General features: G+C 42.1%; 17 protein-coding genes. 12 read left to right on the top strand and 5 right to left on the bottom strand.

Annotated elements, in window-relative coordinates; genetic code table 11:
* Positions 1–45 precede the first annotated feature (45 nt).
* Both AC0KVP_RS00390 and pncA read right to left on the bottom strand, forming a co-directional pair.
* On the bottom strand, positions 46–1020 hold the full coding sequence (locus tag AC0KVP_RS00390; RefSeq protein WP_473338167.1) for a bile acid:sodium symporter family protein: 975 nt from the start codon (positions 1018–1020) through the stop codon (positions 46–48).
* A gap of 70 nt (positions 1021–1090) precedes the next feature.
* Positions 1091–1729, bottom strand: coding sequence for a bifunctional nicotinamidase/pyrazinamidase (pncA, locus tag AC0KVP_RS00385; RefSeq protein ID WP_473338165.1), 639 nt, complete (start codon positions 1727–1729; stop codon positions 1091–1093).
* A 631-nt stretch (positions 1730–2360) separates the two neighbouring features.
* Between pncA and dapA the strand changes: the two genes are divergently transcribed.
* The 9 genes from dapA to AC0KVP_RS00340 all read left to right on the top strand — a co-directional run bounded on the left by dapA (position 2361) and on the right by AC0KVP_RS00340 (position 9831).
* Positions 2361–3260, top strand: a complete 900-nt coding sequence (gene dapA / locus AC0KVP_RS00380; RefSeq protein WP_234954706.1) for a 4-hydroxy-tetrahydrodipicolinate synthase — start codon at positions 2361–2363, stop codon at positions 3258–3260.
* Between the two features lie 13 nt (positions 3261–3273).
* Positions 3274–3882: a lipoprotein-34 precursor (NlpB) gene (locus AC0KVP_RS00375; protein ID WP_473338163.1), complete on the top strand. Its 609-nt coding sequence runs from the start codon at positions 3274–3276 to the stop codon at positions 3880–3882.
* 36 nt (positions 3883–3918) lie between these two features.
* Complete coding sequence (gene purC / locus AC0KVP_RS00370) at positions 3919–4638, top strand: phosphoribosylaminoimidazolesuccinocarboxamide synthase (RefSeq protein ID WP_473338161.1); 720 nt, start codon at positions 3919–3921, stop codon at positions 4636–4638.
* Positions 4639–4996: 358 nt separating this feature from the next.
* Positions 4997–5626 carry a YrbL family protein gene (locus AC0KVP_RS00365; RefSeq protein ID WP_473338159.1) on the top strand — a complete coding sequence of 210 codons (630 nt, stop codon included), beginning with the start codon at positions 4997–4999 and terminating at the stop codon, positions 5624–5626.
* A gap of 49 nt (positions 5627–5675) precedes the next feature.
* Positions 5676–6347, top strand: a complete 672-nt coding sequence (locus tag AC0KVP_RS00360; protein ID WP_473338156.1) for a YrbL family protein — start codon at positions 5676–5678, stop codon at positions 6345–6347.
* A 429-nt stretch (positions 6348–6776) separates the two neighbouring features.
* Complete coding sequence (locus AC0KVP_RS00355) at positions 6777–7562, top strand: ABC transporter substrate-binding protein (protein ID WP_473338154.1); 786 nt, start codon at positions 6777–6779, stop codon at positions 7560–7562.
* Positions 7563–7646: 84 nt separating this feature from the next.
* Entirely contained in the window at positions 7647–8336 is a 690-nt protein-coding gene (locus tag AC0KVP_RS00350; protein WP_004691820.1) for an ABC transporter permease, read from the top strand.
* On the top strand, positions 8333–9046 hold the full coding sequence (locus tag AC0KVP_RS00345; protein ID WP_126034760.1) for an ABC transporter permease: 714 nt from the start codon (positions 8333–8335) through the stop codon (positions 9044–9046). Before AC0KVP_RS00350 ends, AC0KVP_RS00345 begins: the two co-directional genes overlap by 4 nt.
* Before the next feature lie 8 nt (positions 9047–9054).
* Entirely contained in the window at positions 9055–9831 is a 777-nt protein-coding gene (locus tag AC0KVP_RS00340) for an ABC transporter ATP-binding protein (RefSeq protein ID WP_473338149.1), read from the top strand.
* 159 nt (positions 9832–9990) lie between these two features.
* On the opposite strand, the gene AC0KVP_RS00335 is transcribed toward AC0KVP_RS00340, so the two are convergent.
* On the bottom strand, positions 9991–10449 hold the full coding sequence (locus AC0KVP_RS00335; protein ID WP_473338146.1) for an Lrp/AsnC family transcriptional regulator: 459 nt from the start codon (positions 10447–10449) through the stop codon (positions 9991–9993).
* A 95-nt stretch (positions 10450–10544) separates the two neighbouring features.
* On the opposite strand from AC0KVP_RS00335, the gene AC0KVP_RS00330 reads away from it, so the two are divergent.
* Positions 10545–11177 (top strand): LysE family translocator, encoded by a 633-nt coding sequence (locus tag AC0KVP_RS00330; protein WP_473338144.1) that lies wholly within the window; start codon positions 10545–10547, stop codon positions 11175–11177.
* 97 nt (positions 11178–11274) lie between these two features.
* Here the strand turns inward: AC0KVP_RS00330 and AC0KVP_RS00325 are convergent, their stop codons facing one another.
* Both AC0KVP_RS00325 and AC0KVP_RS00320 read right to left on the bottom strand, forming a co-directional pair.
* A complete protein-coding gene (locus tag AC0KVP_RS00325) occupies positions 11275–12552 on the bottom strand; it encodes a replication-associated recombination protein A (RefSeq protein WP_473340363.1) in 1278 nt (425 codons plus the stop codon).
* A gap of 99 nt (positions 12553–12651) precedes the next feature.
* Positions 12652–13104: a YcgN family cysteine cluster protein gene (locus AC0KVP_RS00320; protein WP_473340361.1), complete on the bottom strand. Its 453-nt coding sequence runs from the start codon at positions 13102–13104 to the stop codon at positions 12652–12654.
* 202 nt (positions 13105–13306) lie between these two features.
* On the opposite strand from AC0KVP_RS00320, the gene AC0KVP_RS00315 reads away from it, so the two are divergent.
* Positions 13307–13465, top strand: coding sequence for a DUF1328 domain-containing protein (locus AC0KVP_RS00315; RefSeq protein ID WP_004647174.1), 159 nt, complete (start codon positions 13307–13309; stop codon positions 13463–13465).
* A 166-nt stretch (positions 13466–13631) separates the two neighbouring features.
* Positions 13632–14372, top strand: a complete 741-nt coding sequence (locus AC0KVP_RS00310; protein ID WP_287166916.1) for a dienelactone hydrolase family protein — start codon at positions 13632–13634, stop codon at positions 14370–14372.
* Positions 14373–14427: the final 55 nt, after the last annotated feature.

The raw sequence follows: 14427 nt of genomic DNA, 5'->3' as shown, positions 1-14427 counted from the left end.
AATTCATCCTGACTTTATGCTTAAAGCTGCAACAGCGTATAGTATTCAAACCGACATATGTTCCTTTTCACTTTTTTCTTTGGCAGTAGCATCTGCTTTCGCGGCCCAATAGCTGGCTAAAATTGGCCCTGAAATGTTATGCCACAAACTAAAGATTGCGCTGGGTACAGCCGTAATTGGCGAAGCGGCAAAATGCACAGCAGCCAAAGCCACGCCTAGTCCTGAGTTTTGCATACCAACCTCAATCGAGACCGCTTTACAGTCAGCATGTGGCAAGTGAAACATCCGTGCTGCTCCAAAGCCAAGTAAATAACCAATCGCGTTATGTAATACCACCACAGCTAAAATCAATAAGCCTGATTCTAAAATTTGTGCTTTTGAGCCGCCAATAATCGCCGCCACAATCAGCACAATCGCCACTACAGAAATTAAGGGCATCACCGAAATATAGCTTTCGACTTTATGTTTTAGCACGGCGCGTACCACCAGCCCTAAAATAATCGGGAACAGGACCACTTGCAAAATTGAACTCAGCATCGACCATGCATTAATTTCAATCCATTGGCTGGCCAAAAAATAGAAAATCGCGGGAGTCAGAACAGGTGCCAATAAGGTCGATACCGTAGTACATGCGACAGACAAGGCCGTATTGCCTTTCGCCATGTAAGTAATCACATTGGATGCCGTGCCACCCGGACAGCAACCCACCAAAATCACCCCGATCGCAATTTCAGTCGGCAAGCGAAACAATAAACACAACAGATAAGCCACGCTTGGCATCACCACAAACTGAGCTGCCACCCCAATTGCAACCGCTTTAGGACTTTGCATCACACCTTTAAAATCATCTACTGTCATGGTCATGCCCATACCAAACATGATCAGGCCCAACATCCACGTGATATAAGCTTTCATCCAGACAAAAGTTTCAGGGCTTAGGAGCGCAATGCCTGCAAATAACACCACCCATAGAGCAAAGGTTTTTTGAATCCAAGCAGTAAATTTTAAAAAAGTGCCCATAACCTTGCCCTACTGCATGTTTTTATAATATCGATATTGGTGATTGAGGTGAACCGATTGGTTCAGCGCATCAGTTCAAGGCATATTGTTGCACAATATCTTTGCAATAAAGACGTTTCACACCATGGGCCAGCATTTCTTGCCATGCATGTTGTAAAGAACCATGTAAATCAATACCTTTGGTGGCATCGGCAATCACATAGGTTTGAAAACCGAGTTTACAGGCATCAATTGCCGTCCATGCCACACAAAAGTCGGTCGCAATCCCCACAATAAATACGGTATCAATCCCACGCTCTCTTAAATAGCCTGCGAGTCCCGTTTGAGTCTTGTGATCCGCTTCTAAAAAAGCAGAATAACTATCAATGGACGCATGACATCCTTTACGAATGATCAACTGCGCTTTGGCAAGATCGAGATCGGGATGCAATTCAGCATCCTGTGTGCCTTGTACACAGTGACGTGGCCAGAGTACTTGTGTGCCATAGTCCAATTCAATGGTTTGAAAGGCTTGTTGATCGGGATGGTTGTCTGCAAAAGAAATATGATTTTCGGGATGCCAATCTTGGGTGAGTACAATATTGTCAAAATAATCCCCCAGTTGATTAATTTTAGGAATAATTTGATCTGATCCTGCCACCGCTAAATTTCCACCAGGCGTAAAACCATTTTGTACATCCACCACAATCAATGCCATATTCTTCTGCATTCTTCTCTGTCCTTTTTGTTCTGCGCTCGAAGGCCAAGCTTAGCTTAATTTATAAAACAGTATTCATCCTTGCGGGTCAAAATTAAATGACCGCAGCCTTGAGTGCAATGGGTATTGTGGCAAATTGAAGCGAAGATAGAATATAGAATATAGAATATAGAACAAAATACTGGACATTGATCTATAACGTTAAAAGGACGATGACACACATACTTAGAGAACTCGCATAATCATGCAAAATCCTGACGTTTATAGAAGTTCATAACCCAATATTCAATTTGATCGGCTTCTAATGCTCGATTGAGATGAAGAGATTCTTTCTTTAAATACCTCAATCCACGGCCATAGGTTATGCAAAACACCCTTTTCAGATGCAAAATAAGATGCAGATGCAAAATAAGATGCTTTTCTTTGTCTACCATTTGAACAAGCTGTATTTTTGTAGCGAAAGATAAAGTTTTTATACACTTTGACTAAAGCATATTGTTCTTCATGTTGTGTTCGTTCATAATTTGCATAAGCATTATTCAATGCATCAGCGCTTTGAAAATGCTATAAATTAAAATACGTACCCATCCAATCTTATGTTTTTCTGGCCTAACTGGATGGACAAATAGGATATTTTTTTAAAATGACTCAGCAAGCACAGACCATCCAAGGCTCAATTGTCGCAATCGTCACCCCTATGTTTGAAGATGGCAGCGTAGATTGGAAGGGTCTAGAGAAGCTCGTTGAGTGGCACATCGCACAAGGCACAAATAGCATTGTTGCTGTCGGTACAACGGGTGAAGCGTCTACTCTAAGCATGAAAGAGCATACACAAGTGATTAAAGAAATCATTCGTGTCGCGAACAAACGCATCCCGATTATTGCGGGTACTGGCGCGAATTCAACGCGTGAAGCCATCGAGTTGACTAAAGAAGCCAAAGAACTCGGTGCAGATGCTGCTCTTCTGGTGACCCCTTATTATAATAAACCGACCCAAGAAGGCTTATATCAGCACTATAAAGCTATTGCTGAAGCTGTTGATCTTCCTCAAATTCTATATAACGTACCTGGTCGTACGGGTGTCGATATGGCGAATGAAACGGTCATTCGTTTAGCCGATATTCCACAAATTGTGGGCATCAAGGATGCCACAGGTGATGTCCCTCGTGGTCAAGCACTGCTCGAAGGTCTTGCTGGCAAGGCAATGACCGTCTATTCAGGTGATGATGCAACGGCTTATCAACTGATTCTGTCGGGTGCAAAAGGCAATATTTCTGTGACTGCAAACGTTGCACCAAAAGAAATGAGCGATGTTTGCGCGGCAGCACTGGCAGGCGAAGCTGAAACAGCTGAAAACCTAAATACCCAAGTTGCAAATTTACACGAAATTCTATTTTGCGAATCGAACCCAATTCCTGTGAAATGGGCACTTCATGAAATGGAGTTAATCGAAACGGGTATTCGTTTACCATTAACACCACTTGCAGAACAATATCGCACACCGCTCCGTGAAGCACTCACAACGGCGGGTGTCATTAAATAAAGAGCACATCAATATGCAATTACGTTTAGGTCTTACTCTCGCACTTTCAGTCGTCAGTTTAGCGGGTTGTAGTTCCCTTGCAGTCAATAACGGTAGTTTGGACTATAAAGAAACCGCAGCCTTAGAACCTCTTAAGTACCCTGAAGGCTCTATGGTTCGACCTGCAACGCCGTTGTATCCAGCTCCAACAGTTGAAGCGCTCGCTCTTGAACATGCACCTGTACTTGAAAATAAGCGCGGAAACCGTTTTGCAATGCCGCGCCCTCAAGCTGCTCAAGTCATGTCGAATGCTGAATCAACGGAAACGGTTGATACAGCTATGAGTCGCCCTCAATTGATTATTGACGGAAATAAGAATCCACTGCTTAAAATTGAGGGAAATTCTGCTACAATTTGGCAATATACGCTTGCCACCCTCAGCAGCCTCAACCATCAAATCGTTGGTCAAAGCAAAAATGGTTATGAAGCAACCATTAAAATCGATCAACAGGTCTATGTGTTAAGACTGACCGCGGTCGGCAGCAGCAACAACCTCGCTGTGTTCAATGCCGATAACAGTTTTGCAGCGCCTGAAAAAGCCACAGAATTGTTAACCCAGATTTACCAAAATTGGCCAGCCTAGTCGTACTAGGCATTTTTTTTTGAAAAAGGTTCCCTCATGTTAAAACAAACCTTGCTCTATACTGGTAAAGCGAAATCTGTCTATGAAACAGACAGTGCAGACCACCTGATTTTAGTCTTTCGTGATGATGCTTCGGCATTCAATGGTGAAAAGATCGAACAACTAGATCGTAAAGGTAAGGTGAACAACCGTTTTAACGCCTTTATCATGGATAAATTGGCTGCAGCTGGCATTGAGACTCACTTTGAAAAACTTCTTTCTCCAACTGAAGTTCTAGTGAAAAAACTTAGCATGATCCCTGTTGAATGTGTAATTCGTAATTATGCAGCAGGTTCTTTATGCCGTCGCTTAGGTGTAGAAGAAGGCAAGGAATTAACACCGCCGACTTTTGAATTATTCTTCAAAGACGATGCACTTGGTGACCCAATGGTCAATGAGTCTCAAGCGATTGCTTTAGGTTGGGCAACTGCTAAGCAACTTGAGCAAATGAAAGTCCTCACTTACCAAGTGAACGAAGTTCTTAAAAACTTATTTGACCAAGGTGGCATGCTACTTGTGGACTTCAAACTTGAGTTTGGCGTATTCCACGACCGTATTGTTCTTGGTGATGAGTTCTCTCCAGACGGTTGTCGTCTATGGGACAAAGAAACCAAGAAAAAACTCGACAAAGACCGTTTCCGTCAAGGTTTAGGCGGTGTGGTTGAAGCTTATGAAGAAGTTGCTGCACGTTTAGGTATCGACCTTTCTGATATCTAATCAGTTACAGATTCAAGAAAACCGAGCTTAAACGCTCGGTTTTTTTATGCAACATCCATTAAATACTGATCACGCTTTTTGAATGCGGTAAAAAGAAAAAACTTACTCATAAAAAATGATAACCACTGGTCATATGTGCATAAATTTTGATCGCTTATGAAATTCTTTTAAATATTTAATTTGTTTGTTTTTTATTCAAAAAAAATGCATTGCTATAACCTACAATTATTAAAACAATATTAAAACAAAGTGGCAAAAGCATGAGTTTTGCCTATATTCTGTGTACAATTGTAAGTCTACGCAGATTTTTACTCTACACGACTCAATCGTGTAGCTCTCATTTGTTTCGGAAAGTGCCATGATTTATGAAATTACTGATCTACAAAAAATAGGACAAGGTTGTTCAAAAATCGTATTCCAACATCCTGTTGATGCAAATAAAGTGATTAAAATCATGAATCCTGAACGTGTAGGAAATGATGGCGGCTGGGAAGGCCACGGAAAAATTAAGCGCCAGCTTTCACAAGGAGTCTACAAACAGTTTCGCCGAGAACTTCTCCAGTATCTTCAACTGTGTAAAAACCAATATAAGCACAATCAGTTTGTCTTTCCTGTCGAAACCCCTTATGGCTTTGCTCAAACCAGTCATGGCCTAGGTCTGATTACCGAAAAAATTGTCAGCCCAAATGACCAAGGCATGACCTTATTTGAACTCTGCAAAACCAAACAGTTTGAAGAAAAACATACGCAAGCTTTAGATGAGTTTTTTAAGGCGTGTTGTGATTTACATATTGTTTTTGGGGAAGTCAATATCGCCGGCATTATGTATACCGAAACTCGTAATAATAAACCTGAATTTGTCTTGGTCGATGGTATGGGTGAAAAGCTTTTTATTCCCCTCAGAGCCATGTTCAAGTCCATCAATACCAGCAACATCCATAAAGTTGAAAATAAAATTCGTCAACAAATGAATAATCTTATGCAATGAGTCCGTATTCCATTTGTTCCGCATACCTTATTTGATTGAAGCCAAAATTATGATTTATCAACTCGACCAGCTGCAACTCTTAGGACAAGGTGGTTATAAAATAGTTTACCAACACCCGACAGAGCACGATAAAGCCATTAAAATCATGAACCCAAACCGCTTTACTGCTGATGGTGAATGGGCTCATCTCAAAGGATTCAAACGCACGCACGCGCAAGGTCCGTATAAACAATTTCGTCGAGAAATTTTACAATATCTACAATTGTGTAAAAATCACTACCGCCAAAATCGTTTCCAATTTCCAGTTGAAACCCCCTATGGTTTAGTACAAACCAATAAAGGTTTAGGACTCGTTGTTGAAAAAATTGTCAGCCCTACCAAGCAAGGGATAACACTGGCTAAGCTTTGTCAAACACATCAATTTACTCAACAACATGCAAAAGCCTTAGATCAATTTTTTAATGATTGTTGTGAACTACATATTGTGTATAACGATGTGAATATCGAAGGCATTATGTATACCGAAACACGAAGCAATCAACCCGAATTTGTCTTGGTCGATGGTATGGGTGAAAAACTATTTATTCCAATCCGGGCAATGAGCAAAAGAATTAATGCACGTAATGTTCGTAAAATTGAACAAAAAATTCGTGCCAAAATGCAACAATACCTTGCTACCGAGAATACACCTGAGCATCAAGATTTAACTAATGCTGCATAATCCTAAAGTGTAATAATATAAAAAAACCGAGCCTAAACGCTCGGTTTTTTTATGCTCAACGCCTAAAGTGTGGGGGTTTTCTTACTTGCAATTCAGCACCAATAATAGCCAGCCTGAACATAAAATTGATGCGAATAAAACAATATTCCTGTACGCCAGAGCGCACAAGACTTCCGGTATATTTCAACTATGTATTGAATTTGTTTTTTAATATGATAAAAACATATGAACAGGACGTTCTCAGATAAAAATTATTCCAACCGAAAAAATACCCTTATTTCCTCATCTCTCATGGCTAGAAGATCCCTTGATCCCCTAAGAGCAGAAAACTGGTATAGATGTTGCTTTTATTCAGAAGTAACTCGTTGGCTAAGTTCTATCTTCGTCTTATTTTCTAGATTTAATTTTTCACGGATGGCTATATTTAAAATGAAAAACTGGCAAAAAAAATTACTACTTTCCACTACATTCGTAGCCGTAGCACTGAGTAGCACTGTCCAAGCAAAAGAATGGAAAACCATTCGTTTTGGCACAGAATCCGCATATGCACCTTTTGAATATAAAACACCAGACAATAAGTTGGTCGGTTTTGACATCGACTTGGGCAATGCCATTTGTGCCAAATTAAAAGCCAAATGTGTCTGGGTAGAAAACTCCTTTGATGGGATGATTCCTGCACTCAAAGCGAAGAAATTCGACGGTATTCTGTCTTCAATGACCGTTACTACGGATCGCTCTAAACAAATCGCATTTAGTAATAAAATTTACAACACCCCTACCCGCATGGTCGCTAAGAAAGGTTCTCCTTTACTCCCTACACCCGCTTCTTTGAAAGGTAAACGTGTGGGTGTACAACAAGGTACGATTCAAGAAGGCTATGCAAAAGCCTATTGGGCACCTAAGGGTGTCAATGTGGTTCCTTATCCAAACCAAGATGTACTTTACCAAGATATGGTTTCGGGACGTCTAGATGCAACATTACAAGATGCGATTATGGTCGATGCAGGTTTCCTGAAATCGGCGAAAGGTAAAGGCTTTGCTTTTGCAGGCAATAATGTGGTCGATGCCAAAACACTCGGTGTAGGCGCTGCAATCGGCTTACGTAAAGAAGATGCCGATCTGAAAAAGAATATTGATAAAGCGTTAGCTGAAATTATTGCCGACGGCACCTATAAGAAACTCGAGAAAAAATACTTCTCCTTCAGCATTTATTAATTTATAGGGTGTCGGTTCAACACCGACACTTTTTATATACTGCTGATTTATAAAATTTTATATTTTTACTCGGAGAAACTGAGTATGTTTCTTTCTGGCTATGGTCCCGTATTACTCAGTGGCACTTGGATGACCATACAGCTTGCTTTGTTATCACTGGTACTTTCGATCATTATTGGATTATTTGGGGCAAGTGCCAAACTCTCTCGTATTCAAATCTTACGTCATGTTGCAACCCTCTATACCACGCTCATTCGTAGTGTTCCTGATCTGGTGATCATGTTGTTGTTGTTCTATAGCCTGCAACTTGGATTGAACTCGATTACCGAATCGATCCATATGGAGCAAATTGACATCAATCCCTTTGTGGCAGGGGTGATTACTTTAGCCTTTATTTATGGGGCTTATTTTACGGAAACCTTTCGTGGCGCATTTCAAGCTGTCCCTAAAGGTCAACTTGAAGCTGCATATGCCTATGGTATGACCCCATTTCAAGTCTTCAGGCGTGTCCTCTTTCCACAAATGATGCGTTTTGCCTTACCGGGGATTGGCAATAACTGGCAAGTCCTTATCAAAGCCACTGCCTTGGTGTCCTTAATTGGTTTGACCGACATCGTCAAAATTACCCAAGATGCAGGTCGAAGCAGCATGCAAGTGTTCTATTTCAGTATTGTTGCAGCCGTCATTTATCTGGCCATCACCACCCTTTCGAATTTAATACTCATGTGGCTGGAACGTCGTTATTCTGCTGGTGTGAAAAAGGGACAACTATGATTGAAATTATTCAACAATACTGGCAGTCCTATCTGTGGACCGATGGTTTTCAAATGACTGGGGTCGCCATGACCGCGTGGCTACTGGTCTTATCGATTGCGATTGGTTTTGTTCTGGCTGTGCCTTTGTCAATTGCTCGAGTTTCTGAGCATGCTTTTTTACGTGGACCTGTTTGGTTTTTTACTTATATTTTCCGTGGTACCCCCTTATATGTGCAGCTACTGATTATTTATACCGGAATTTATAGTCTCGAATTTGTCCATGCCCATGAACGGCTCGATGAATTCTTTAGAGAAGGACTCAATTGCACCATTTTAGCGTTTGCACTCAATACAGCGGCTTATACCACTGAAATTTTTGCAGGGGCCATACGTTCGATTCCCTACGGCGAAATTGAGGCAGCAAAAGCCTTTGGAATGTCGCCTTGGAAACGCTATACCCGCATTATTATTCCCTCGATGCTACGCCGAGCATTGCCGTTTTATGGCAATGAAGTCATTTTGATGCTGCACGCAACCACCATTGCCTTCACTGCAACCGTGCCTGATATTCTCAAAATTGCACGGGATGTCAATGCTGCCACTTATGCCACGTTTGATGCCTTTGGCATTGCCGCTGTGCTGTATGCCTGTCTGGCATTTATCCTCATTTGGATCTTTCGTAAATTGGAACAACGCTGGTTGGCGTTTTTAAAACCATCGAATCATTAGGAGAAACAATGGAAAATTCAGCAAAATTGGTGATTCGAGACCTTTGTAAAAGTTTTGGCGATCATGAAGTCTTAAAAGGGGTTTCCCTTGAGGCACATGCAGGTGATGTGATTAGCATTATTGGTTCCTCGGGTTCGGGTAAAAGTACCTTTCTTCGTTGCATCAATTTTCTAGAGCAACCGAGCCAAGGCAGCATTCAACTCAATGGTGAACATTTAGAGACCACTTTAGATAAAAATGGTGATCTCAAAGCGACAAACTCTAAACAACTGCAAAAAATGCGTACCCAACTGATGATGGTCTTTCAACATTTCAATTTATGGTCGCATATGACGGTATTAGAAAATATTATTGAAGGACCCATTCATGTCTTGGGGCTAAAGCGGAGTGAGGCGGAAGAGCGTGCACGAAAATATTTAAGAAAAGTTGGGCTCGCAGAAAGTGTCGAAAAGAAATATCCATCTTTTTTGTCAGGAGGACAGCAACAGCGTGTTGCAATTGCCCGTGCCTTGGCAATGGAGCCTGAAGTGATGTTGTTTGATGAGCCGACCAGTGCTCTAGATCCTGAACTGGTGGGTGAGGTGTTGAAAGTGATGCAAAGTTTGGCTGAAGAAGGCCGAACCATGATTGTGGTCACCCATGAAATGGGTTTCGCACGCCATGTGTCCAATCATGTCATTTTCTTAGATCAAGGCAAAATTGAAGAACAAGGTGATCCAAAAGAAGTTTTGATTCACCCTAAAAGTGAACGCCTGCAACAGTTTTTAGAGGGTAACTTTAAATAATTGAATAGCCTTCAAGAGCTTGATGCAGCAATGATTCAACACTCAATGCTTAGTTAAAAAGATAAAGCGCCTCGTTTGATCTGATCCCACGATGGCTATATGCATTCAGATAAAGAACCGAGCCATTTCGCTCGGTTTTTTACCTTTCCACCTAAGCTTTTATAGATTGGTATATCGATTTTTAGTGGTATCCATCACCAAAAAACTGGTGATCGAGCTAATGGATGGAATCGTTCCCAAAACATCGGTATGAAACTTTTTATAAGACTTGATGTCTGCCACTTCAACCCTGAGCAAATACTCGACCGAGCCTGTAATGGTATGACATTCTGTGACTTCATCCGTTGCAGTGATCACATCCTCAAACTGACTCAAGCTTTCCTTTGAGTGACAAGACAGCCCGATGGTCACATAAACCGTTAAGCCGATACCCAAAAGCGAACGGTCAATCACCGCTTTATAACCTCGAATCACACCAATTCTTTCTAACTCTTGCACACGTCGTAAACAGGCCGAGGGTGACAAACCCACACGTTCTGCCAGTTTAATATTGGTTACATGTGCATCGCGCTCAAGCTCACACAATATCTTTCGGTCTAATCGATCAAATTCAATCATTTATTGCATAAAACTCAGTATTAACGATCAATATACAACCAAATTGTGATATATCAACAATAAAATGATACTTATTTGATTACTCCATCCCCTTTATGAACGCTTCACTGTTTGTCTCTTATCTGCTGTTCTGTGTCGTAATGACCTGCACGCCTGGGCCCAATAATGCACTGGTCATGCTGTCTGGTGCACGATTTGGCATCAGTAAAACCCTACCTCTGGTTTTAGGCATTGCCTTTGGTGTGGCCGTGCAACTCTTCGCCATCGGCATCGGCATCGGCATCGGATTAAATCAGGTGTTTCTGGCCCTGCCCCAGCTCCAATTTATTTTAAGTCTGATCGGCACGGCTTATATTCTATGGCTCGCATGGAAAATTGCGTCCAGTGGGCCACTCAACATCGAATTAGAACAAAAACCGTCGATGGGCTTTCTACAAGGAGCTCTTTTTCAGTGGATCAATCCCAAAGCGTGGATCATCTCCATCAGTACCATTGCCACTTATTTTGCTTTAAACCATCATGTCAGCGATATTCTTTATGCGGCCCTGATATTAATGTTGGTTTCCATTCCATGTGTCGGGATTTGGGCAGTCGGTGGTCTTTTCTTACGCCAATATTTGATGAAACCGCGCTTTGCCTTGAGCTTTAACATCACAATGGCAATCGCCTTGTTAGTCGCTGTGTTACCTGCCGCATTAAAATTGATGAATACGCACATCGGAACATAAAAACGCTACCGTGCCTAGAGAAAATAGCGGTTCATGCTATGTGACTAAATCCTAAGCCCCAAAACAAAAAGCCTGATTTATTCATCAGGCTTTTTTATTACTGCTGCTGTTGCTGTTCTTGTTGCCAACGGCGTTGCTGTAAACGCTCTCCCTCAACCTCACGCTTATTGCGTGCCGACTCATACAGTTTGGTTCCTTTGAGCTCAGGGGGTAAATATTCTTGCATCACAAAATGCTCTGGATAGTTGTGCGGATACAAGTAGTCGACGCCATAACCCTGCTCTTTCATCAACTTGGTCGGTGCATTTCTTAAATGCAGCGGCACAGGTAAATTCGCTGTTTTCTCAGCCAAATCCAAAGCTTTGTTGATCGCAAGATAAGTACTGTTACTTTTGGCACTGGTCGCCAAATACACCGCACACTGTCCAAGAATAATTCGACACTCTGGCATGCCCACCGCTTGAACAGAACGGAAGCATTCTCCAGCCAGCAGCAGTGCATTGGGGTTAGAGTTACCAATGTCCTCAGAGGCTGCAATCAACATCCGACGGGCAATAAAAATAGGATCTTCACCGCCTTTGAGCATACGTGCCATCCAATACAAGGTGGCATCGGGATCACTCCCCCGAATTGACTTAATAAAAGCTGACACCAAATCATAGTGCTGCTCACCCGATTTGTCATAACGGGCGATATTTTGCTGTGCAACTTTGACCACCATTGCATTGGTCACGATATTTTCAACGTCAGGTTCGAAGGTGCCCGCAATGAGTTCAATTAAATTCAAGGCTTTGCGGGCATCACCTGCAGCAAACTGCACCAATGCTTCAAATTCTTCAATTTGAATATAACGCTCTTTTAAAAATGGATCGTTCTTAATCGCTTGCACTAATAAAGTTTGAATCGCATCGGCATCGAGCGCATTTAAGGTATAGACCTGACAACGCGACAACAACGCACTGTTGACTTCAAAAGAAGGATTCTCGGTGGTGGCACCAATGAGGGTAATTTTGCCTTTCTCCACAGCATTCAGTAAGGCATCTTGCTGCGATTTGTTAAAACGATGAATTTCATCAATAAACACCACAGGTGGCATTAAATCTCCGCCATCAGCAATGATCTCACGGAGCTCTTTAACCCCCGTATTGAGTGCAGATAGACTGACAAAAGGTCGATCAATCGCTTGCGCCAACAGTAAAGCAATGGTGGTTTTCCCCACGCCTGGCGGCCCCCAAAAAATGATCGATGGCAAATGCCCTTGATCGATCATTTGGCGGAGCGGTGCCTGCTCACCCAATAAGTGATCCTGCCCAATAATTTCAGATAAATCACGCGGGCGTAAACGTTCAGGCAGTGGAATATTGCTATCGGACATAGGGCTAGGACTTATCATGCGTTCATCGAATGCTTATGTTATGGCAAATTCAGGCGAATGACACAAGCTTTTCATGCAATTTGATTGTGCTTTTATCGACTAGCGAACCCAACGCACAATATAGTCTTCGATGTCATCATCCTGAATCTCTTCTTCAGAAATACAGCGTCCTGCCGCAGACTTTTTCGCTTTCAGAATACTTTGACGTGAGCCCGTGTTCAGATAGTGCCATCTGGGCAAATTTTTACCTTCATGCAGACGACGGTAAGCACAGCTCGGTGGTAACCAATGAATCGTGTCTAAAAGTTCGGGCGTGAGCTGGATACAATCGGGCACATGCTGCTTTCGGTTCGGATAATCCCGACAACTGGCCGTTTGACAGTCCAGCAGTTTACAGGCCACTTTGGTATAGGCGACTTCTTGGCTTTCTTCATCTTCAAGTTTCACCAAACAGCACAGACCACAACCATCACATAACGCTTCCCACTCCGCTGAGCGTAGCTCAGTGAGCGCATAATGCTTCCAAAACTCTGGTCTTAATTCGTTGAACATAACCACTGCCAATAAAACTGAATGCACTATTATAACCTATAGTCACATGGCTTTCAGAGCTATCTAAAGTGTCAATATTTACATCATATTCATAAACTTAAAATATAAACAGAACACTTTTTAAACAAAAGCAACACAGTGTGTCCGAACGTTGTTTCTATACTAATAGAGTAATAAATAAGAACATCTATGGAGAAAAATTATGTTTCGTTGGGCGATTATCTTCGCAGTGATTGCACTGATTGCAAGTTTACTTGGTTTTGGCGGCGTAGCAGGTTTATCCAAAGACTTTGCGATTATTTTATTGGTGATTGCTGTGATTCTTGCGATTGTCGGGTTTTTATCCCGTGGCAAAGTCTAAAGCACACCACTCTTAACGGCAAAAAAGAAGGATTCAGATCCTTCTTTTTTTATGTGTACCTTTAAAAATAATTTCTCACATTTCTCATGTACATCGGAATATTTTTCAAATCCTTGTAAAGGTTTTTATGCTTTAATCAGGGCAGATCATCTATCAGGATTTGAGCATGACAATCAGTATTCAAACTCGAGAAATTCAATATAACGCCGCCGATGGACAACGCTTAGTTGGTTATTTTGCAGCACCAAGCTCTCAAACACCGCATGCAGGTATCATCGTTGCACCCGAATGGTGGGGCCGAAATGAATATACTGAACAACGTGCTCGCGAACTGGCTGAACACGGTTATGCCGCGCTAGCGATTGATATGTACGGCGACAAAAATGTCACCACAGATGCGAAACAAGCCTATGAATGGATGATGCAAACTTTTGCCGATGCAGACACCATCGTCAACCGTGCGCAAGCAGGTTTAGATACGCTTGCAGCCCAGCCTGAAGTGAATCCCACTCAACTGGCGGCGATTGGTTTTTGTTATGGCGGTAAAGTGGTTTTAGACTTAGCTCGCTCAGGCGCACCACTAAAAGCAGTGGCGACTTTCCATGCAACATTGGCACCGAAAGCCCTTGCGGTCGAAGGTCAAATTCAGGGTGAAATTTTAGTTTTACATGGTGAGTTAGACAGCATGGTCACTTTGGATGATGTTGCCAGCTTCCGTGAAGAAATGCATGCGGCAAAAGTGGACCATGAAGTGATCATTTTTGAAGATGCGAAGCACGGTTTTAGCAATCCATTAGCCGATGAGCGTGCCAAAGCCAATGGCGTAGACTTGGGCTATAACCCAGAAGCAGAAAGACAAGGGCTAGATGCAATGTATGACTTGCTAGAACGCAATCTCAGTGCTTAACTAGAGCTGAGAATTCAACTATTTGATTTTTCAGATCCAACAGGATACATAATTA

It is taken from the genome of Acinetobacter sp. DL27 (assembly GCF_055810995.1).
The sequence above is the reverse complement of the archived record's forward strand: the minus strand, read 5'-3'. Positions and strand labels throughout refer to the sequence as shown.